The sequence below is a fragment of the Rhizobium leguminosarum genome (assembly GCF_019798305.1).
Taxonomy (GTDB): Bacteria; Pseudomonadota; Alphaproteobacteria; order Rhizobiales; family Rhizobiaceae; genus Rhizobium; species Rhizobium leguminosarum_U.
Window position 1 is genome coordinate 106,954 of the sequence record NZ_JAAXDD010000009.1, and the last position, 18,758, is coordinate 125,711.

Below are 18,758 nucleotides of genomic sequence, written 5' to 3' on the forward strand. Positions count from 1 at the left end.
CGGTGAAGCGAAGAGCCGAGCAACCCGAGCCCCTTCCATCATGGGAGGGGCTTTTCTATTCCGATAGAAATGTGCGGCTAACCTTGCTCTTTAAGCGTCTATCGAAGTTCCGTTCGTCTGCGAGGGTAATTTCTGGAATAACACGCTACGCCCCGCGTAGCTCAACGTAAGAGCAGCTGTCTGGTTAGCAGCCCGATCCAGGTTCAATTCCTCGGCAGGGCACCAGTTTCCCAATTCCCCTGCTCTCTATCAGCGTCGAAGCGTGCCGATTTACGGTCTAGAAGCGCTCGCCGACCATATCCTCGCTTTTGGCCCACAATGCGCTGGCCGTCTCGGGGTCGAGCGCGTAGGTGCGCACGCCTTCGGAAATCGGGCTGATCTCCGCATCCGTCACTTCGGAGACGTGGCAATTCTCGCAATATCTGCCGCCGACCGCGTCTGCCGGGGCGACGAAACCTGCCCAGACCGAGGTAGCCGCACCCTGAGGAATCGTCTTCCACTGGAAGCGCGGCTTGCCCTCGGCGGCGAGTGCTGCGTTGATCTGCGCTATCATGCCTTCAATCATGTCACGGTCGAGATGACGGTCGAGCTCGGTCTGGATGCCGCCGGGATGCAGTGCCGTTGCACGGATGCCGCGCTCCTTGAGGCGCCGGTCGAGTTCCACCGTGAACAGGATATTTGCAGTTTTCGACTGGGCATAGGCCGCCCAGGGCTCATAGGTCTTGTACTCGAAATTAAGGTCGTGGAGGCTGAAAGGTGCCATGCGATGGCCCGAGGATGCGACGATCACCACTCGGCCGCCCGATTTGACGAGCGGTGCGATGCGGTTGACCAGCACGAAATGACCGAGATGATTGGTGCCGAACTGCGTTTCGAAGCCATCGGCGGTGCGGCCGAAGGGAGCGGCCATTACGCCGGCATTGGCAATGACGACATCGAAGGGGCGGCCATCCGAAATGAGCGCATCGGCGCAGGCGCGCACGCTTGCCAGAGAGGCAAGATCAAGCTCGACGATATCCAGGCTGCCGCCATTGGCCGCACCGGCGCGCACGACTTCTGTTGCCGCCCTCGCCTTTGCAAGGTCACGTGCCGTACCTGTCACCTGCGCTCCATGGGCTGCCATCACACGCGCGGTTTCCACGCCGAGGCCGGCCGAAACACCCGTCACCAGAACGCGCTTGCCCTTGAGATCGACGCCGGCGAGCACTTCATCGGTGGTTGATGTCGCGCCAAAAAGTCCACTCATGATTATCTCCTTGATCATGGACGCACCACTCCAGGCAGGTGGACCATTGCCCGCCGGCCTCAAATGAAATAAAAGGAGGGTGCCTCCAGATAAATGTGGAGGGTACCTCCGCTTATCAAGGGGACTTCTCGGAAATGGCCGAAAAAAGTGACGAGCCCACCGTCCGAAAGCCGCGTGCGGATGCCGAACGCAATCGTCTTCTGCTGATGGAAACGGCAAAGACCGTCTTTGCCGACAAGGGTTCCAGCGCCAGCCTGGAGGAAATCGCCCGCATCGCCGGCGTCGGTATCGGCACACTCTATCGCAATTTTCCGACGCGCGACGCACTGGTTTCCGCCATCTACCGCAACGAGACGGCGCAGCTTGCCGCTGCCGCCAAAAGCCTTGCCGAGACACATCCGCCTGTCGAAGCACTTCGCCTGTGGCTGGTGCAGTTCGTCGACTATGTCGTAACGAAACACGGCATGTCCGAGGTGCTGAATTCTTTGGTCGGCGGCACCTCCGAGCTCTATGCCGATTCTGCCGATTTGATCATAGGTGCCGTCAATCTGCTGGTGGATCACGCAGTCGCCACCGGTGAAATCCGTCTGGCGATGGACCCGCTCGATATCTTGCGCGCGCTGGCGGGCGGCGCGAGCATCAGCTGTGGCCCCGCCTGGCGGGAGGCGGCAAGGCAACTCATCGATATTCTGATTGCGGGCATGAGAGCCAGTCGCTGAGGCTCTCGTACCATTGCGGCACGGCTGTCTCAGATGGAGCTGCGCGAGAATGGCGACATCGACATGGAGGATTTCCGCGCACACGGTGGAAGACCTCGTCGGCGAGTGGGATCGCCCCTATAGCCGCGCCGAGACGGCTGAGTAGCAACGTTAGGCAAACCTCCTTCCCCAGGTTGGGAGGGGCTACATGCTTTTGGCGCGCAAGGATCAAATTTAACCTTTCTTAGCAAGTCTCTGTTAGCAATTCAGAAAGGCGGCTTCCATCAACATGGATCACCGTCGATCCCTTGTTTTGCGTGCAGGTTCTTATGCGTCCCTCGGCAGTGCCAGCAATCCTCCTCGCCGCCCTGATTCTGTCGGGATGCGCTGCCAGTTCTGGCGCCGAAGATGTGCTGGGCAATGTGCCATCGCCGGAAACGACCAATGCCATCGCGCAGCCGGGCGGCCCGATCCCTGCCGCCGCCGTGGGCGATGTTGCGCCGCAGGCGAGCCCGCCACAGCAGGCGTTGAGCTGGGCAGGGCAAGTTCCCGAGCCGCAGGCGCTCGTGCCCGCAGACAGGCCGGTCGGGATGCCGCTGCCGACGGAGAAGCCCGTCGCCCTGCTGATGCCGGCCAATCCGGCGGGCAATGCAATGCCCGATGTCGGCACGAGATCGCCGACACGTGGGCAAATTTACGGCCACCGCTTCCGCGATGCCAAGCCCATCAACTTCGGCTCCACCTCGCCGAGAAAGCTTGCCGTGCACGGCGTCGATGTCTCGCGCTGGCAGGGCGAGATCGACTGGGAGACGTTGCGGGGGCAAGGCGCCAATTTCGTCTACATCAAGGCCACGGACGGCGGCGACCATATTGATCCGATGTTCAAGAAGAACTGGCGCCGGGCCAAGGAAGCCGGCCTGAAACACGGCGCCTATCACTTCTTCTATTGGTGCCGGACAGCCGGTGAGCAGGCCGACTGGTTCATCCGCAACGTGCCAAGGGAAGCCAACGCTCTTCCGCCTGTGATCGACGTCGAATGGAACGGCGAATCGAGCTGCAAGAGGCGCATCTCTCCTGCACGTGTCCGGGAAAAGATGCAGGTCTTCATGGACAAGCTGGAGCGCTATTACGGCCAACGCCCGATCATCTACACGGCGCCGGACTTCTACCGCGACAATTTGAAGGGCCAACTGCTCGACTACCCCTTCTGGCTGCGCTCTGTGGCCGCCCACCCTTCCAAGGTCTACCCCGGCCGCAAGTGGCTGTTCTGGCAGTATTCCGGCTCCGGCCTTTCCGAGGGCGTCGACGGCAAGATCGACCTCAACGTGTTCAACGGCAACGAAAACGATTGGCACGACTGGGTGGCGACGCGATAGCGACGCTGTCCATGGTTCTGCGTCCCTCCGATATCCTTCCGTGCCGATCCGGAACAGATGGATGGCAAGACGCGCTCAGCTATAGGTCTTTGCTAACGCAACGCCTTCAGCATTCTCTAAGCCCTTGCATGTACAAGAATTTCATCCAGTTCTGGGGAAACGGCTGATGAGCATATCGGGCATTACGAGCACTGCTCTTTCGGGGATGCGAGCACAGACGACGCGTGTCGGCGCAATTGCCAACAACATCGCCAACAGCAGCACGCCGGGCTATGCCAGGCTGAACACCAGCCTCACCTCCGCTGTGTCAGGCGGCGTCCAGGCCGTCATCAACCCGAGCGCGTCAGATGTCGATCCGGCCACCGAACTGACCGACCTGATTGAAGCCGAACAGAGCTATAAGGCAAACGCCGTTGTCTTCGAGACTGGCGCCGACATGTGGGAAATGCTGATGAGCATCAAGCGCGACTGAGCACGCCCGGTTTCATCGGAGACTTGCTAGTGGAATTTTCCACCCAGCCTGAGGACGACCGTCAGGAATGCGCCGGCTCGCTCTGGCGCTGGGCGGCAAGGGCTGCGAGATCGGCGGGCTTCAGCTCGACGGATTCGCCGCAGCCGCAGGCCGATGTCTGGTTCGGATTGGTGAAGGTGAAGCCGGAGCGCAGCGTCGTCGTCTCGAAACCCATTTCGGTGCCCAGCAGATAGAGGGCTGCCGACGGCTCGACCCAGACTTTGGCGCCGTCGCGCTCGATCAAATCGTCCTTGGCATTGGGCTCGGTCACCAGGTCGATGGTATATTCCATCCCGGCGCAGCCGCCCTTCTTGATGCCGACGCGAATGCCTTTGGCATCCGATCCTGAGTTCTCGACGATCGCCTTGACGCGGGCTGCAGCCCCGTCCGTCATGCTCATGATTGCAAAGCCCATTGGCTCATTCTCCTTCCGCAACCGGGGTCAAGATCCGGCGCATCGTCACTCAAATGTAGTACCCTGAAGTAAACGGATCAATACCGCGGGATGTCAGTACCAGCCGACGGCGACTTGCGCCTCCTCCGACATGCGGTCCGGCGACCACGGCGGATCGAAGGTCATGGCCACCTCGACCCCGGACACGCCTTCGACGGCGCCGACGGCATTTTCGACCCAGCCGGGCATCTCGCCGGCAACCGGGCAGCCGGGGGCGGTCAGCGTCATCATGATCTTCACCATCCGGTCGTCTTCGATGTCGATCTTGTAGATCAGACCAAGTTCGAAGATGTCGGCGGGAATTTCCGGATCGTAGACGGTCTTCAGCGCGCTGATGACGTCATCGCTCAGCCGCGCCAGCTCATCGGCCGGAATGCTGGAATGCACGATGCCTTCGCGCACGTCGATCTTCTGTTCGCTTTCGTCCAGGCTCATCACGGACACTCCTCAAGCAAAGAACTTGCGCGCATATTCAAGCGCATCGGCCAGGGTATCGACCTCGGCGCGGGTATTGTACATGCCGAAGGATGCACGGCATGTGGATGTGACGCCGAAGCGTTTCAAGAGCGGCATGGCGCAATGTGTGCCGGCCCTGACCGCAACACCCTGCCGGTCGATCACCATCGAGACGTCATGGGCATGGATGCCGGCAAGCTCGAAGGAAAAGATGCTTCCCTTGTCGGGTGCCGTCCCGAAGACGCGCAGCGAATTGACGGATTTCAGCCGCTCGACCGCATAGGCGGCAAGATCGCCCTCATGGCGGGCGATCGCCTCGCGGCCAACCTTCTCCATGTAGTCGAGCGCATAACCGAGCCCGATCGCCTGCACGATCGGCGGCGTGCCGGCCTCGAAGCGATGCGGCGGGTCGTTATAAGTGACCATATCCTCGGCGACCTCGAAGATCATCTCCCCGCCGCCCTGGAACGGCCGCATCTCGAAAAGCCGCTCCTTCTTGCCGTAGAGCACGCCGATGCCCGACGGGCCGTAGAGCTTGTGGCCGGTCATCACATACCAGTCGCAATCAATGTCCTGGACATCCACAGGCAGATGCACGGCGCCCTGGCTGCCGTCGATCAGCACCGGGATGCCGCGCTCATGCGCGATCCGGCAGACTTCCTTGACGGGAACGATGGTGCCGAGCGCATTCGACATATGGGTGATGGCGACGAGCTTGGTGCGCTCCGTCAGGCTTTTCTCGAAATCTTCGATATGGAAGGCGCCTTCGTCATCCACGGGCACCCAGACGAGCTTGGCGCCTTGCCGCTCGCGGATGAAGTGCCAGGGCACGATGTTGGAATGGTGCTCCATGATCGTGAGCACGATCTCGTCGCCTTCGCCGATCTTCGGCATGCCCCAGCCGTAGGCGACGGTGTTGATGGCTTCCGTCGAATTCTTGGTGAAGACAATGTCGTTGACAGAGGGGGCATTGAGGAAACGGCGCACCTTCTCGCGCGCTGCCTCATAGGCGTCCGTGGCCGCATTCGAGAGATAGTGCAGGCCGCGATGCACATTGGCGTATTCATGCGAATAGGTATGCGAGATGGCGTCGATCACCACCTGCGGCTTCTGTGCCGATGCGCCGTTGTCGAGATAGACCAGCGGCTTGCCGTGCACCTTCTCCGCCAGGATCGGAAAATCCCGACGGATGGCTTCGACGTCGTATGGCGTGGCCGGCACTATCTTGTCCATTGATATATCCGATCAGGCGTGCTTTTCGAGCCAGGCCGAAATCACGCCTTCCAGCGCCTCGACCAGGGCTTCGTCTTCCAGTTCCTCGACGATCTCGGCGACGAAGGCGTTGACGAGCATCGCCCGCGCCTTGTTCTCCGGAATGCCGCGCGCCATCATGTAAAAGAGATGGTTGGCGTCGATATCGGTCACAGTGGCGCCGTGGCCGCACTGCACGTCGTCAGCGAAGATTTCGAGCTCGGGCTTGACCGAGAATTCGGCATCGTCGGACATCAACAGCGTGTTGCAGGCCATCTTGGCATCGGTCTTCTGCGCATCGGGCGCGACCCGGATCATCCCCTGGAACACTCCTTTGGCGCGGTCGAAGACGACGTTGCGGATCACTTCGGTCGAGCCGGTATTCGGCACGTCATGGCCGAGCACCATCGTCACGTCGGTATGGCTGTCGCCGCCGAGCAGATTGATACCGCGCAGCGTCAGATCGGCGCCCTCGCCCGTCACCTTCATGTTGAGCTCCTGGCGCACCAGCTTGCCGCCGGCATTGATGACGAAAAGCCGAAGCTTGGCATCAGCGCCGAGATCGATGCGGATCTGGCCGAGATGCGTATCGTCGGCTCCCTGCTGCTGCAATATGATCCAGGTCAGCTCCGTGCCCTCGCCCACAACGATGTCACTGACGTGAGACACAAAGGCTGCGTCGCCAGTCACCGCAAGGTGACGCTCGATGACGGTCGCCTTGACGTTGGCGCCGAAGGAAACAGGAAGACGCGTATGCGTCTGCCCGCCCGCATGGATGAACTGGATTTCGAGCGGGTTTTCAAGCTCGGTCTCAGCAGGCACGTCGATGACATAGCCGTCGCGCACGAAGCTGCCATTGATGCGGCCGACCGCGTCGTCGCTGCCGAGCGCATCCAGGCCGTCGGCGGCGGAGCCGTCGAGCAGACGTTCGGAATAGGGCGAAACGCCAAGACCGTCAGCGGCAGCCTTCTGGTTGGAATGGCCCTGGATCACCGCCAGCACGGTGGCCTCGGCAACGAGCGGCTCCAAAGCGCCCGAGCCGGCATCACCCGCCTGCGACGGGACAGTGCGCAAAAGATTCTTGAGATCGGTATAGTGCCAGGCCTCGATCCGGCGCGTCGGCAGGCCGGCCCTCTTCAGATCGTCGAGAAGCCGGTCCCGCAGTGCTGTTACCGCGCCATTGCCCGGCAGCTCACCGATCTGCTGGTTGAATGCCTCGATCAGCGCCGCCTCGGCCGCGGTCAGGCGGCTTGTCGTCTGCATGTTCATGGACGTCGTCCTTTCCGCCCGAAACTCAGGCTGCCGCACCGATGATGTCGGCATAGCCATTGGCTTCCAGCTCATGCGCCAGCGTCTTGTCGCCCGACTTGATCACCTGGCCCTTGTAGAGCACATGGACGGTATCAGGCACGATGTAGTCGAGCAGGCGCTGGTAGTGGGTGATGACGACGACCGCGCGGTCCGGCGAACGCAGCGCGTTGACGCCGTCGGCGACGATCTTCAGCGCGTCGATGTCGAGGCCGGAATCGGTTTCGTCGAGCACGCAGAGCTTCGGTTCGAGCAGCGCCATCTGCAGGATCTCGGCCCGCTTCTTTTCGCCGCCGGAGAAGCCGACGTTCAGCGGACGCTTCAGCATCTCAGTATTGATCTGCAACTTGCCGGCGGCATCCTTGACGCGGCGCATGAAGTCCGGCGTCGTCAGCTCGTCCTCGCCGCGCGCCTTGCGCTGCTCGTTCATCGCCACCTTCAGGAACTGCATGGTGGCAACGCCCGGAATTTCGACCGGATACTGGAAGGCGAGGAAGATGCCCTTGGCGGCGCGTTCGGCCGGATCGAGCTCGAGGATGCTCTCGCCATTGTAGAGAATGTCACCCTCGGTGACTTCGTAATCGCTGCGGCCGGAAAGGACGTAGGAGAGCGTCGACTTGCCGGAGCCGTTCGGCCCCATGATCGCGGCAACTTCACCGGCCTTCACCGTCAGGTTCAGACCACGGATGATCTCGGTGCCGTCTTCGGCGATACGGGCATGGAGGTTCTTGATTTCAAGCATCTTTGGTTCCTGGGTTTTCTCTGCGTAGCTCATCAGAGCCTCGCGTAATTTCTAAGGGCGTCGACATGATGCTTGGCGCTATCGCCAAAAACAGATCACAACGAAACCGCGTCTGCTACATCCTGAAGACATTCAATAAATTCTCCGACAGACAGAATAACCTCTCCCGGTTTTTCCACGCGCTGCCGGAGAAACACGTAAGGCTGCTCCGGCGGCGTTTCTGTCTCGTCTCTTTGCTCACGGGGCTGTATCTTCGACAATATCTCCCCGCGCATATTTGCTAGGCGAGCAACAACGAGCTCCTTGGTCATTTCGGTCATCTCAGCCCTCAGTTGTTGCGCCTGTCATCCTCGGGACAAGCCCGAGAATGACGGAGGCCGTGTTTAACCGACCGAGCCTTCCAGCGAGATGCTAATCAGCTTCTGCGCCTCGACGGCGAATTCCATCGGCAGTTCCTGCAGCACTTCCTTGACGAAACCGTTGACGATCAGCGCGATCGCCGCTTCGGTCGGGATGCCGCGCTGCAGGCAGTAGAACAGCTGGTCCTCGGAGATCTTCGAGGTCGTCGCCTCATGCTCGAACTGCGCCGTCGAATTCTTCGCCTCGATGTAGGGCACCGTATGAGCGCCGCACTTGTCGCCGATCAGCAGCGAATCGCACTGGGTGAAGTTGCGCGCATTCGACGCCTTGCGGTGAGCCGAGACCTGGCCGCGATAGGTGTTGTTGGAAACGCCGGCGGCAATGCCCTTGGAGACGATGCGGCTCGACGTGTTCTTGCCGAGATGGATCATCTTGGTGCCGCTGTCGATCTGCTGATGGCCATTCGAAACGGCGATCGAGTAGAATTCGCCGCGGCTGTCGTCGCCACGCAGGATGCAGGACGGATATTTCCAGGTGATCGCCGAGCCGGTTTCGACCTGCGTCCAGGAGATCTTCGAGCGGTCGCCGCGGCAATCGCCGCGCTTGGTCACGAAGTTGTAAATGCCGCCCTTGCCGTTTTTGTCACCGGGATACCAGTTCTGCACCGTCGAATATTTGATCTCGGCATCGTCGAGCGCAACCAGCTCGACCACGGCGGCATGCAGCTGGTTTTCGTCGCGCTGCGGCGCCGTGCAGCCTTCGAGATAGGAGACGTAGGCGCCCTCTTCCGCGATGATCAGTGTGCGCTCGAACTGGCCGGTGCCCTTCTCATTGATGCGGAAATAGGTCGACAGCTCCATCGGGCAGCGAACGCCCTTCGGCACGAAGACGAAGGAACCGTCGGTAAAGACGGCCGAATTGAGCGTCGCATAGTAGTTGTCGCTGGTCGGAACGACGGAACCGAGGTACTTCTTCACCAGTTCCGGATACTCGCGGATGGCTTCCGAGATCGACATGAAGATCACACCGGCCTTCTTCAGCTCTGCCTTGAACGTGGTAACGACCGAGACGCTGTCGAAGACGGCGTCGACGGCGATCTTCGGTTTCTCGACGCCGGCAAGGATCTCCTGCTCACGCAGCGGGATGCCGAGCTTTTCATAGACCTTCAGCAGCTCCGGATCGACGTCGTCGAGCGACTTTGGACCCGGCGTGCTTTTCGGCGCGGCGTAATAATAGATGTCGTTGAAATCGATCTTCGGATAGTCGACGCGCGCCCAGGTCGGTTCTTCCAGCGTCAGCCAGCGACGATAGGCCTCGAGACGCCATTCCAGCATCCACTCCGGCTCCTGCTTCTTGGCCGAAATGAAGCGGATGATGTCCTCCGACAGGCCTTTCGGCGCCTTGTCCATCTCGATGACGGTCTCGAAACCGTATTTGTACTGATCCACATCGATCAGGCGCACCCGGTCGATTGTTTCCTGCACCGCAGCCATCTCATTCTCCAATCTCGCCGGATACAAGGTCCGGCAGCTTGTAGCGTTTGGGCAATTGTCTTGCCCTTTATGTAAGAGGCCAAAAGGGACTTTTCAGCCCGATTGGCAAGTAGAAATTTGCGTTTCCGCAAGTTTTGACAGCGGGCACGCCGCCTCCCCAACCGACCTGCGCCGGTTGGCGATCTTTGTGAAAGCCGCAATCGCCCTGTCGATATCCTCTTCCGTCGTCGAAAAGCCGAGCGAGATGCGCAGAGCTCCGAGCTTGGCGTCACGGCCCATCGCCGTCAGCACATGGCTTTCGCCAAGCCGACCCGATGAGCAGGCCGAACCTGCGGAAAGTGCGACGCCTTCGAGATCGAAGGCGATCTGTCCGGTCTCGGCTTTCAGCCCCGGCAGGGTGAAGAAGATCGTATTGGTGACACGCTCGCCACCCTCGCCGTGGATCATCACATCGGTTGCTACCTCGCGCATGCCGGCTTCGAGCCGCTCGCGCAACGCGCCGATTGCCGCATTGCGCGCCTCGAGTTCGTCGATGGCCGCTTCAGCTGCCGCGCCGAAGCCGATCAGCGCCAGCGAATTCTGTGTCCCTGAGCGGTGACCCCGCTCCTGCCCGCCGCCCTGGATCAGCGGCCTGGGCATCAGCGCTTCGCCCTGCGCAATGAGCGCGCCGGCACCCTTCGGCCCGCCGATCTTGTGCGAGGAAACGATCATGAAGTCCGCGCCGATCCGATTGATATCGAGCGCGATGCGGCCGGCCGCCTGCACGGCGTCGACGACGAAGAGCCCGCCATGGGCGTGGACGATCTTTGCCGCCGCCTCGACCGGCTGAACGATGCCCGTCTCGTTATTGACGAGCATGACGGCGACCATCGGCAGGCCGGCAGCCTTGTCATGCGCATCGAGCAGGCGGCCGAGCGCATCGAGATCGACGATGCCGGCTTCCGTCACCGGGATCTCTGTCATCTTCTCCTTGGCGAAGCGACCGCCTTCGCGCACCGCCGGATGCTCGATCGCCGAAAAATAAAGCTGGCCCAGCCGCAGCGGCGTGCGCCCCATTCGGAAATCCGGTGTCAGCACCAGATTGGCGGCCTCGGTCGCGCCGCTGGTGAAGACCACATTGCCGGCATCCGTGCCGACAAGCGCTGCCACCTTGCGTCGCGCGCCTTCGATGGCGGCGCGCGCGGCGCGACCCTCGCCGTGCACGCTGTTTGGATTGCCAAACACGTCGATGGCGCGCATGATCGCCGCGCGTGCTGCGGGGTGCAGGGGCGCTGTGGCATTCCAATCGAGATAAAGGCGTGGCGGCGCCATGATCTTCAGTCCTGCGCTTGACGAGCTTGCTTCAGCGGCCGCGGTTCATTTTTCTTGAAATTTCCGCCGGGCTTGGCTTATGACACGTTCCACGATGCGTGGATCGCCATGCAAGTTTCGAATTGTTCTAAACTGCGTTTTAGAAAAGCTGACAACATTAGTCAAGTCATGTTGTCGTCCAACGCAGCGCGAACGCGAAATAAAACCCGGAGTACCAATGCCCGAAGTTATTTTCAACGGCCCAGCCGGCCGTCTTGAAGGCCGCTACCAGCCCTCCAAGGAAAAAAGCGCGCCCATCGCCCTGATTCTGCATCCGCATCCGCAGTTCGGCGGCACGATGAACAATCAGATCGTCTATCAGCTCTTCTACATGTTCCAGAAGCGTGGGTTCACGACGCTGCGCTTCAACTTCCGGGGCATCGGCCGCAGCCAGGGTGAATTCGACCACGGCGCCGGCGAACTCTCGGATGCCGCCTCGGCGCTAGACTGGGTGCAGAGCCTGCATCCTGATTCCAAGACCTGTTGGGTCGCCGGCTATTCCTTCGGCTCCTGGATCGGCATGCAGCTCCTGATGCGCCGGCCGGAGATCGAAGGTTTCATGTCGATCGCCCCGCAGCCGAACACCTACGACTTCTCCTTCCTGGCGCCCTGCCCCTCCTCCGGCCTGATCATCAACGGTGAGGCCGACAAGGTGGCGCCGGAAAAGGATGTCAATGGCCTTGTGGAAAAACTGAAGACCCAGAAGGGCATCCTCATTACCCACCGCACAGTTGCCAACGCCAACCACTTCTTCAACGGCCAGGTGGAAACGCTGATGGGCGAATGCGAGGACTATCTCGACCGGCGCCTCAACGGCGAACTGGTGCCGGAACCCGCCGCCAAGCGGATCCGCTGACACCACGAAATCCAGGCCTCGTCGATGCCATGACGGCCCGGAACACAACCGGGCCGGATGTGCCAGAACAGATCACCTATCGTGTTGCAATCCATATTGCAGTGCGGTAGGGTCCTCGCGATCCTAACAAAAGCGAGGTCCGCAATGGCCAAGTCGTTCGGGGAAGTCCTGGATAAGTATAGGGGTATTGGTCCGGGGTTCGATTTTCTTCGAATAGGGCTCGCCTTTTCCATCGTATTGACCCATTCCTTTTTGTTAACCGAGAACAATGACTTCATCAGGGGGTCGGTATTCTGGTTCACTGAATACGCTCTTGTTCCGATGTTCTTCGCTTTGAGCGGATTTCTGATCGCCGGCAGCGCACAGCGCCTCAGCCTCCGGAATTTCCTGATCAACCGAGGCTTGCGCATCGTCCCGGCCCTTGCGGTCGATATCGTCGTCTGCTCCTTGATTATCGGGCCGATCATTACGGTCGTGTACCACTCCGAATATTTTACCGATCAGCGGTTTTTCAAATACTTCCTGAATATCGTCGGCTGGATCCATTACGAGCTGCCGGGCGTCTTCCAGGATAATCCGAGCCAGCGCGTCAACGGCGCTCTGTGGACGGTTCCCTGGGAAATCTTCTGCTACATCATCATGTCGTTCCTGATGATCACCGCCATCGTCAAGACGCGCTACAAGCTGCTCGCGGTGACGATCACCTACATCGTCATCGGCCTTATTGTGCAGAAGATGCCCTATCTGTTGCCTGATACAATCAAACCGACCGCTAGCTTCCTGTTCATGAGCCGAGGTTCCCAGCTGATAACGGCCTTCATGATGGGCATCGTCGCCTTTCAATTCAAAGCGGTCATTCCGCATTCCCGCTGGATATTCGCCGCCGCTTGCCTGGTTTGCATCGTTGCTATCCTCACCCTGGACAGCCGGGCGACGGAGTCGGTGATGAACCGGCCCCTGGTCATCACCTCTCTCGTTTACATCACCGTCTTCGTCGGCCTGTCCGAGGTGCCCATCCCGGCCTTTTTCAGGAAAGGCGACTATTCCTACGGCGTCTATCTCTATCACGACCCGTTTTTGCAGATCTGGATCAGCTCGTTCCCGTCGGTTTTCCTCTATCCGAAATATGGTGCGCTGGCGCTCTATCTCGTCGGCCTGCCATCGGCTCTCGCCGTTGCGGTGCTGTCCTGGCATTTCATCGAGAAGCCCATTCTTGGTCTTCGCAAGAAGTTCTCGTTCATCGCCCAGGTCAGGGGCGTCGAGGACGGCAATCAGGCTGGGCGCGAATCCCATGTCCGGCCGGTCGCCGTAAAGAGTTAGAGCTTTGCCGGCCGTTTATCGGCGGTGAGTTCGAAAGCCGTGTCCAGCACTCCATCGATCAGGATCGGCGCGCGTTCGCGCATGCCGATCTTTCTGAGGACGCGCTGCGAGGCGGCGTTTTCGGGATGCGTGAAGGCGATGAAGCCCGATGCAAACTTTCTTTCGAAGAACCAGTCGGCGAGCGCACCCGCCGCTTCCGTTGCCAGACCCTTGCCCCACGCCTCCTCGCGCAGGGAATAGCCGAGTTCGAATTGCACGTTCCTGAACTTTGAAATCCCGGCACGGCCGAGAAACTGACCGTCTTGGGCGAGGAGCTTGTATTTGGTCGTGCCGTCGCGCGCCTGCTCCTCGAACCAGCCGCGCAGCCGCTCCTCAGCCTTCTCCAGGCTCCACGGCGCGCTACCGGACAGATAGCGGGTCGTCGCCATCGTCGAATGCAGCTGTTGCACCAGGGTCGCATCGCCTTCTTCCCACATGACGAAGGTGAGCCTTGGCGTCTTCAGTATGATCCTTTGCTCTTTCATGGAGTTGCCAGTGCGCCGCCGGTGACCGGCGCACCCACTCCCGTCGTGCCGGGAAATGTCAATGGCAGCCCGTCCAGCGAGCGGACGGCGAGATAGGCCCAGGCCTCGGCTTCCATCGCATCGCCGTCGAAGCCTGCCTCCTCGGCGCTCAGTACTCTTGAGCCCAGCCTTTCGGCCATGACCGAAAACTCCGCCATCAGGGTGGCGTTCAGCCGCCCGCCGCCGCAGACGATATAGATCGACGGGTTCTCGGGCAGGAAACCGGCGGAATTGATGATCGAGGCGGCGGCGACATGCGCGAGCGTCCGGGCGCCGTCTGCAAGGCTCGCCTCCTCGGGCCGAAGCGGCGCGAAATCGCCGCGGTCGAGCGAACGGCGAACATTGCCGCGGAAGAACGGGCTTTGCAGATAACGCTCTGCCAGGCTGGCCACGACCTTGCCGCGTCCGCCGATTTCCCCACCGGGATCATAGGTTCTGCCGGTCTGCATCTCCACCCACTGGTCGATCAGCGTATTGCCCGGCCCGCTGTCGAAGGCCGATATCCGGCCGTCCGTGCCGATAAAGGTGAGATTGGAGATGCCGCCGATATTGACGAAGCACACCGCCTGGCCCTGCTGCTGGAATTTTCCCGCAAGTGCGGCGTGATAGGCCGGCACAAGCGGTGCACCCTGCCCGCCATGGACCATGTCGTTGGCGCGCATGTCGTAGACCACCGATATCCCGGTTCTCTTCGCAAGTTCCTGCCCATCGCCGATTTGGATCGTCAATCCCTCATCAGCGCGATGGACCACCGTCTGGCCATGGAAGCCGAGAACACCGACGGCAGCGGCAGAAAGCCCGAAACGCTCCAGGAATGCCGTTACGGCAGTTGCATGCCGCAGGGTGAGTTCAAGCTCGATGTCACGAAGCTCGGCGGGTCGTTCGCTCCTGTCGCTCAGTGGACGTGCGATTTCCAGCGCCCGTTTGAGCCGACCGCGAAAATCCGCGTCATAGGGCACGCCCATGAACGGTCCGCGCTCGATGAAGCCGCGGCCGTCGGTCCTGATCAGCGCGACGTCGATTCCGTCCATCGACGTGCCGCTCATCAACCCGATCGCGGTCCTGATGACATCCATGAGGCTTGCCTCCCATGCGATTCCCGGATGCACTTTTATAAAAACAGTGCTAAACGCGCCGCGACAGATCAACAACAACGAACTTGCGTCAAGCCCGCATGGGGTGCGGCGCAGATATCAAGAGACGAAACCCATGTCCGAGTTCAAGTCCGATTTCCTCCGCACGCTGAAAGAGCGCGGCTTCATTCATCAGATTTCCGATGAAAGCGGCCTCGATAACCTGTTCGCGAAGGAAACTGTGACGGCCTATATCGGCTTCGATCCGACGGCGCCCAGCCTGCACGCCGGCTCGCTGATCCAGATCATGATGCTGCACTGGATGCAGAAGACCGGTCATCGCGCCATCTCGCTGATGGGCGGCGGCACCGGCATGGTCGGCGATCCCTCCTTCAAGGAAGAAGCGCGCCAGCTCATGACCGTCGATACGATCGAAGGCAACATCGCCTCGATCAAGCGCGTCTTCTCCAACTACCTAAACTACGGCGACGGTCCCAAGGACGCGCTGATGATCAACAATGCCGAATGGCTGCGCTCGCTGAACTACCTCGAATTCCTGCGCGACGTCGGCAAGCACTTCTCGGTCAACCGCATGCTGTCCTTCGATAGCGTCAAGACGCGGCTCGACCGCGAACAGTCACTGTCCTTCCTGGAATTCAACTACATGATCCTCCAGGCCTACGACTTCGTCGAGCTTGCCAAGCGCTACGACTGCCGCCTTCAGATGGGCGGTTCGGACCAGTGGGGCAATATCGTCAACGGCATCGATCTCGGTCACCGCATGGGCACACCGCAGCTCTATGCGCTGACATCGCCGCTGCTGACGACATCGTCGGGCGCCAAGATGGGCAAGTCGGCGACGGGCGCTGTCTGGCTGAACGCCGACATGCTCTCGGCTTACGATTTCTGGCAGTACTGGCGCAACACCGAGGATGCCGACGTCTCGCGCTTCCTGAAGCTCTACACGACGCTGCCGATGGATGAAATCGCCCGTCTCTCGGCACTCGGCGGTTCGGAGATCAACGAGGTCAAGAAGATCCTTGCAACCGAGGTAACGGCAATCCTGCACGGCCGCGAGGCCGCTGAACAGGCCGCCGAAACCGCGCGTAAGACCTTCGAGGAAGGCGGCCTTTCGGAAAACCTGCCGTCGGTCGACGTGCCCGCCTTCGAGCTCGACGCTGGCATCGGCCTTCTGTCGCTGATCGTTCGTGCCGGCCTTGCCTCATCGAACGGCGAAGCCCGCCGCCACGTCCAGGGCGGCGCAGTCCGCATCAACGACGAGGCGGTCAGCGACGAGCGCAAAATGATCGGCAGCGGCGAAATCACGACCGATGGCGTCATCAAGCTTTCGCTCGGCAAGAAGAAGCACATCCTGATCCGCCGCGCGGCGTAAGCGGCTTCAATTCCGAACCGATATCAAAGCCGGCGCCTGCGCCGGCTTCTTCTTTGCCTCACTATTCGGGTCGGCGAGCAAGATCATTCAGCTCACCACCGGTATTTCGGGGCATCTCGTCTGGTTTCTTAAGAAGATAGCCCGGCGGATCGACGCTTGAAGCGGGCTTCACCCGCGACCACCAGCTGATCGAGAAGATCGGCGGCGTCATCTCCGCGTCCAGAGGAACCATCAGGACGTGGTCGGAACGGATGACCGCCTCTTGCGATTTCAGCGGCACGCCCTTTTCCGCGGAAAGCGACACGTCGGCAATCGTGACCGCCATCATGGCGGCCGATGCGAAAGAAACTGTCCGGGCGCACTGCATGGCATCCTCCGACATCGCACCGGCCGTTGCTTCCTGGCCGGGACAGTATAGTACATCAGATTTTCCTAAAATAGGCAAAGCATCAATGCCGGATTTGTCAGCCTGGCTGGGAATTGGCTTTGTCGTGGAGGAACCCACGCACTTTCTTTACTGCGAAGCGCCACGACCCGCATAACGAATACTTTGTCGGAACCTTTTCCGCCCGCCGGGATTTGCGACCTGATTGGATTGGAGCGCCGGCATGATCAACGACCTCTGGTATAAAAATGCTGTCATCTACTGCCTGTCCGTCGAGACCTTCATGGATGCGAACGGTGACGGCGTGGGTGATTTTCAAGGCCTGATGCGGCGCCTCGACTATCTCTCCGGCCTTGGCGTGACAGCGATCTGGCTCATGCCGTTCCAGGCGTCGCCCGGTCGCGATGATGGTTACGACGTCTCCGACTATTACAATGTCGACCCGCGTTATGGCTCGCTCGGCGATTTCGTCGAATTCACCCACGGCGCCAAGCAGCGCGGTATCCGGGTGCTGATCGATCTGGTGATCAATCATACGTCCAAGGACCATCCCTGGTTCCAGGACGCCAGGAGCGATCCGCGCTCGCGCTATCGCGACTGGTACGTCTGGTCCGAGAAAAAGCCTGATAATGCCGATCAGGGCATGGTCTTCCCGGGCGTCCAGAAGACGACCTGGACCCATGACGACAAAGCCAAGGCTTATTATTTTCACCGCTTCTACGATCATCAGCCCGATCTCAATACGTCGAACCCCGAGGTGCAGGCGGAAATCCTCAAGATCATGGGCTTCTGGATCCAGCTCGGCGTCTCGGGTTTCAGGATGGATGCCGCTCCCTTCATCATCGCGACGAAAGGCGCCGACGTTACCAAGCCTGTCGAGCAGTTCGACATGCTGAGGAAATTTCGCGAATTCCTCCAATGGCGCCTGGGCGATTCCATCGTGTTGGCGGAGGCCAATATCCTGCCGAAGGACAATTTCGAATATTTCGGCGATGACGGTGACCGCATGCAGATGATGTTCAATTTCCAGGTCAATCAAGCGCTGTTTTATGCCTTCGCCAGCGCCGATACGCGCCCGCTCACGAAGGCCCTGGACGCCACGAAGCCGCGCCCGGCGACCGCGCAATGGGGCCTCTTCCTCCGCAACCATGATGAACTGGATCTCGGCCGGCTGACGGACAAGCAGCGCGGCGCGGTATTTGCCGCTCTCGGACCCGAAAATGACATGCAGCTTTATGACAGGGGCATTCGCCGTCGCTTGGCGCCCATGCTCGGCGGCGACCGCCGCCGGATCGAAATGGCCTACAGCCTGCTGTTTTCGCTGCCGGGAACGCCCGTTATCCGCTACGGCGACGAGATCGGCATGGGCGATGATCTAAACCAGCCGGAACGTGACTGCGCACGCACGCCGATGCAATGGTCGACGGAACCGGAAGGCGGCTTCACCAAAAGTAAAAAGCCGGTCTCGCCCGTCATCAATGACGGTCCCTATGGCTTCCAGTATGTCAACGTTGCCGAACAGCGTCGTGATCCCAATTCCTTGCTGAACTGGACCGAGCGGATGATCCGGATGCGCAAGGAAGCCCCTGAGATCGGCTGGGGCGATTTTTCTGTGATCGACACCGGGAACGATGGCGTGCTGGCGCTTCGTTATGACTGGCGCGGCAATTCGGTGTTGATCCTGCACAACCTGCACCCGCAGCCGACGGAAGTGACCTTCGATCCCGACATCGGTGAAGACGGACGACAGTTGATCGATATTGCCGATGGCGCGAGCAGCAAGGCAGACGGAAAAGGATTTCATACCGTCATGCTCGATGCCTACGCTTATCGCTGGTATCGCGTCGGCGGTCTCGACTATCTCCTCAGGCGGAGAGAGATTTAGCTACGTCACGCCACGACAACTGCCGTGACTGCTTCCCG

19 protein-coding genes are annotated in these 18,758 nt (G+C 60.4%); 7 read left to right on the forward strand and 12 right to left on the reverse strand.

Features of this window, described 5'->3' with window-relative positions:
* Positions 1 to 277 precede the first annotated feature (277 nt).
* Positions 278 to 1,246 carry an SDR family NAD(P)-dependent oxidoreductase gene (locus HFO99_RS17585; protein ID WP_222362511.1) on the reverse strand — a complete coding sequence of 323 codons (969 nt, stop codon included), beginning with the start codon at positions 1,244 to 1,246 and terminating at the stop codon, positions 278 to 280.
* A 95-nt stretch (positions 1,247 to 1,341) separates the two neighbouring features.
* Here HFO99_RS17585 and HFO99_RS17590 point away from each other — a divergent pair, with 95 nt between their 5' ends.
* From HFO99_RS17590 to HFO99_RS17600, 3 genes are all read left to right on the forward strand, one after another.
* Entirely contained in the window at positions 1,342 to 1,965 is a 624-nt protein-coding gene (locus HFO99_RS17590; protein ID WP_222362517.1) for a TetR/AcrR family transcriptional regulator, read from the forward strand.
* A 308-nt stretch (positions 1,966 to 2,273) separates the two neighbouring features.
* Positions 2,274 to 3,320: a GH25 family lysozyme gene (locus HFO99_RS17595; RefSeq protein WP_222362518.1), complete on the forward strand. Its 1,047-nt coding sequence runs from the start codon at positions 2,274 to 2,276 to the stop codon at positions 3,318 to 3,320.
* Positions 3,321 to 3,486: 166 nt separating this feature from the next.
* The gene (locus tag HFO99_RS17600) at positions 3,487 to 3,792 is read left to right on the forward strand and encodes a flagellar basal body rod protein FlgC (RefSeq protein WP_222362519.1); all 306 of its coding nucleotides are present in this window, start codon (positions 3,487 to 3,489) and stop codon (positions 3,790 to 3,792) included.
* A 61-nt stretch (positions 3,793 to 3,853) separates the two neighbouring features.
* Here the strand turns inward: HFO99_RS17600 and sufA are convergent, their stop codons facing one another.
* From sufA to HFO99_RS17640, 8 genes are all read right to left on the reverse strand, one after another.
* The gene (gene sufA, locus HFO99_RS17605; RefSeq protein ID WP_222279416.1) at positions 3,854 to 4,246 is read right to left on the reverse strand and encodes a Fe-S cluster assembly scaffold SufA; all 393 of its coding nucleotides are present in this window, start codon (positions 4,244 to 4,246) and stop codon (positions 3,854 to 3,856) included.
* A gap of 93 nt (positions 4,247 to 4,339) precedes the next feature.
* The gene (locus HFO99_RS17610) at positions 4,340 to 4,720 is read right to left on the reverse strand and encodes an SUF system Fe-S cluster assembly protein (protein ID WP_222362520.1); all 381 of its coding nucleotides are present in this window, start codon (positions 4,718 to 4,720) and stop codon (positions 4,340 to 4,342) included.
* A gap of 12 nt (positions 4,721 to 4,732) precedes the next feature.
* Positions 4,733 to 5,974: a cysteine desulfurase gene (locus HFO99_RS17615; protein WP_222362521.1), complete on the reverse strand. Its 1,242-nt coding sequence runs from the start codon at positions 5,972 to 5,974 to the stop codon at positions 4,733 to 4,735.
* Between the two features lie 12 nt (positions 5,975 to 5,986).
* Positions 5,987 to 7,261, reverse strand: a complete 1,275-nt coding sequence (gene sufD / locus HFO99_RS17620) for a Fe-S cluster assembly protein SufD (RefSeq protein WP_222362522.1) — start codon at positions 7,259 to 7,261, stop codon at positions 5,987 to 5,989.
* Positions 7,262 to 7,286: 25 nt separating this feature from the next.
* Positions 7,287 to 8,042 (reverse strand): Fe-S cluster assembly ATPase SufC, encoded by a 756-nt coding sequence (gene sufC / locus HFO99_RS17625; RefSeq protein WP_017988448.1) that lies wholly within the window; start codon positions 8,040 to 8,042, stop codon positions 7,287 to 7,289.
* 95 nt (positions 8,043 to 8,137) lie between these two features.
* Positions 8,138 to 8,362 (reverse strand): hypothetical protein, encoded by a 225-nt coding sequence (locus HFO99_RS17630; protein WP_222362523.1) that lies wholly within the window; start codon positions 8,360 to 8,362, stop codon positions 8,138 to 8,140.
* 63 nt (positions 8,363 to 8,425) lie between these two features.
* Positions 8,426 to 9,895 carry a Fe-S cluster assembly protein SufB gene (gene sufB, locus HFO99_RS17635; protein ID WP_131665275.1) on the reverse strand — a complete coding sequence of 490 codons (1,470 nt, stop codon included), beginning with the start codon at positions 9,893 to 9,895 and terminating at the stop codon, positions 8,426 to 8,428.
* A gap of 93 nt (positions 9,896 to 9,988) precedes the next feature.
* Positions 9,989 to 11,206, reverse strand: a complete 1,218-nt coding sequence (locus tag HFO99_RS17640) for a cysteine desulfurase family protein (RefSeq protein WP_222362524.1) — start codon at positions 11,204 to 11,206, stop codon at positions 9,989 to 9,991.
* A gap of 217 nt (positions 11,207 to 11,423) precedes the next feature.
* Here HFO99_RS17640 and HFO99_RS17645 point away from each other — a divergent pair, with 217 nt between their 5' ends.
* Complete coding sequence (locus HFO99_RS17645; RefSeq protein ID WP_003559715.1) at positions 11,424 to 12,101, forward strand: alpha/beta hydrolase; 678 nt, start codon at positions 11,424 to 11,426, stop codon at positions 12,099 to 12,101.
* Positions 12,102 to 12,245: 144 nt separating this feature from the next.
* Positions 12,246 to 13,421 carry an acyltransferase family protein gene (locus HFO99_RS17650; RefSeq protein WP_222362525.1) on the forward strand — a complete coding sequence of 392 codons (1,176 nt, stop codon included), beginning with the start codon at positions 12,246 to 12,248 and terminating at the stop codon, positions 13,419 to 13,421.
* On the opposite strand, the gene HFO99_RS17655 is transcribed toward HFO99_RS17650, so the two are convergent.
* Both HFO99_RS17655 and HFO99_RS17660 read right to left on the reverse strand, forming a co-directional pair.
* A complete protein-coding gene (locus tag HFO99_RS17655) occupies positions 13,418 to 13,945 on the reverse strand; it encodes a GNAT family N-acetyltransferase (RefSeq protein WP_222362526.1) in 528 nt (175 codons plus the stop codon). The two genes, HFO99_RS17650 and HFO99_RS17655, sit on opposite strands and share 4 nt — an antisense overlap.
* Entirely contained in the window at positions 13,942 to 15,060 is a 1,119-nt protein-coding gene (locus HFO99_RS17660; protein ID WP_222362527.1) for an anhydro-N-acetylmuramic acid kinase, read from the reverse strand. The genes HFO99_RS17655 and HFO99_RS17660 overlap by 4 nt, the downstream gene beginning before the upstream one ends.
* Before the next feature lie 133 nt (positions 15,061 to 15,193).
* Between HFO99_RS17660 and tyrS the strand changes: the two genes are divergently transcribed.
* A complete protein-coding gene (gene tyrS / locus HFO99_RS17665; protein WP_222362528.1) occupies positions 15,194 to 16,450 on the forward strand; it encodes a tyrosine--tRNA ligase in 1,257 nt (418 codons plus the stop codon).
* Positions 16,451 to 16,511: 61 nt separating this feature from the next.
* Here tyrS and HFO99_RS17670 read toward each other — a convergent pair whose 3' ends face one another.
* Positions 16,512 to 16,832, reverse strand: coding sequence for a hypothetical protein (locus HFO99_RS17670; protein WP_222362767.1), 321 nt, complete (start codon positions 16,830 to 16,832; stop codon positions 16,512 to 16,514).
* Positions 16,833 to 17,058: 226 nt separating this feature from the next.
* On the opposite strand from HFO99_RS17670, the gene HFO99_RS17675 reads away from it, so the two are divergent.
* On the forward strand, positions 17,059 to 18,720 hold the full coding sequence (locus HFO99_RS17675; RefSeq protein ID WP_222362530.1) for an alpha-amylase family protein: 1,662 nt from the start codon (positions 17,059 to 17,061) through the stop codon (positions 18,718 to 18,720).
* Positions 18,721 to 18,758: the final 38 nt, after the last annotated feature.

Excerpts from the sequence above, each read along its gene's own strand:
- HFO99_RS17585 (WP_222362511.1), bottom strand. The coding sequence starts at position 1,246 with ATGAGTGGACTTTTTGGCGCGACATCAACCACCGATGAAGTGCTCGCC.
- HFO99_RS17595 (WP_222362518.1), top strand. The coding sequence starts at position 2,274 with ATGCGTCCCTCGGCAGTGCCAGCAATCCTCCTCGCCGCCCTGATTCTG.
- HFO99_RS17600 (WP_222362519.1), top strand. The coding sequence starts at position 3,487 with ATGAGCATATCGGGCATTACGAGCACTGCTCTTTCGGGGATGCGAGCA.
- sufA (WP_222279416.1), bottom strand. The coding sequence starts at position 4,246 with ATGGGCTTTGCAATCATGAGCATGACGGACGGGGCTGCAGCCCGCGTC.
- HFO99_RS17610 (WP_222362520.1), bottom strand. The coding sequence starts at position 4,720 with ATGAGCCTGGACGAAAGCGAACAGAAGATCGACGTGCGCGAAGGCATC.
- HFO99_RS17615 (WP_222362521.1), bottom strand. The coding sequence starts at position 5,974 with ATGGACAAGATAGTGCCGGCCACGCCATACGACGTCGAAGCCATCCGT.
- sufD (WP_222362522.1), bottom strand. The coding sequence starts at position 7,261 with ATGAACATGCAGACGACAAGCCGCCTGACCGCGGCCGAGGCGGCGCTG.
- sufC (WP_017988448.1), bottom strand. The coding sequence starts at position 8,042 with ATGCTTGAAATCAAGAACCTCCATGCCCGTATCGCCGAAGACGGCACC.
- HFO99_RS17630 (WP_222362523.1), bottom strand. The coding sequence starts at position 8,362 with ATGACCGAAATGACCAAGGAGCTCGTTGTTGCTCGCCTAGCAAATATG.
- sufB (WP_131665275.1), bottom strand. The coding sequence starts at position 9,895 with ATGGCTGCGGTGCAGGAAACAATCGACCGGGTGCGCCTGATCGATGTG.
- HFO99_RS17640 (WP_222362524.1), bottom strand. The coding sequence starts at position 11,206 with ATGGCGCCGCCACGCCTTTATCTCGATTGGAATGCCACAGCGCCCCTG.
- HFO99_RS17645 (WP_003559715.1), top strand. The coding sequence starts at position 11,424 with ATGCCCGAAGTTATTTTCAACGGCCCAGCCGGCCGTCTTGAAGGCCGC.
- HFO99_RS17650 (WP_222362525.1), top strand. The coding sequence starts at position 12,246 with ATGGCCAAGTCGTTCGGGGAAGTCCTGGATAAGTATAGGGGTATTGGT.
- HFO99_RS17655 (WP_222362526.1), bottom strand. The coding sequence starts at position 13,945 with ATGAAAGAGCAAAGGATCATACTGAAGACGCCAAGGCTCACCTTCGTC.
- HFO99_RS17660 (WP_222362527.1), bottom strand. The coding sequence starts at position 15,060 with ATGGATGTCATCAGGACCGCGATCGGGTTGATGAGCGGCACGTCGATG.
- tyrS (WP_222362528.1), top strand. The coding sequence starts at position 15,194 with ATGTCCGAGTTCAAGTCCGATTTCCTCCGCACGCTGAAAGAGCGCGGC.
- HFO99_RS17670 (WP_222362767.1), bottom strand. The coding sequence starts at position 16,832 with ATGTCGGAGGATGCCATGCAGTGCGCCCGGACAGTTTCTTTCGCATCG.
- HFO99_RS17675 (WP_222362530.1), top strand. The coding sequence starts at position 17,059 with ATGATCAACGACCTCTGGTATAAAAATGCTGTCATCTACTGCCTGTCC.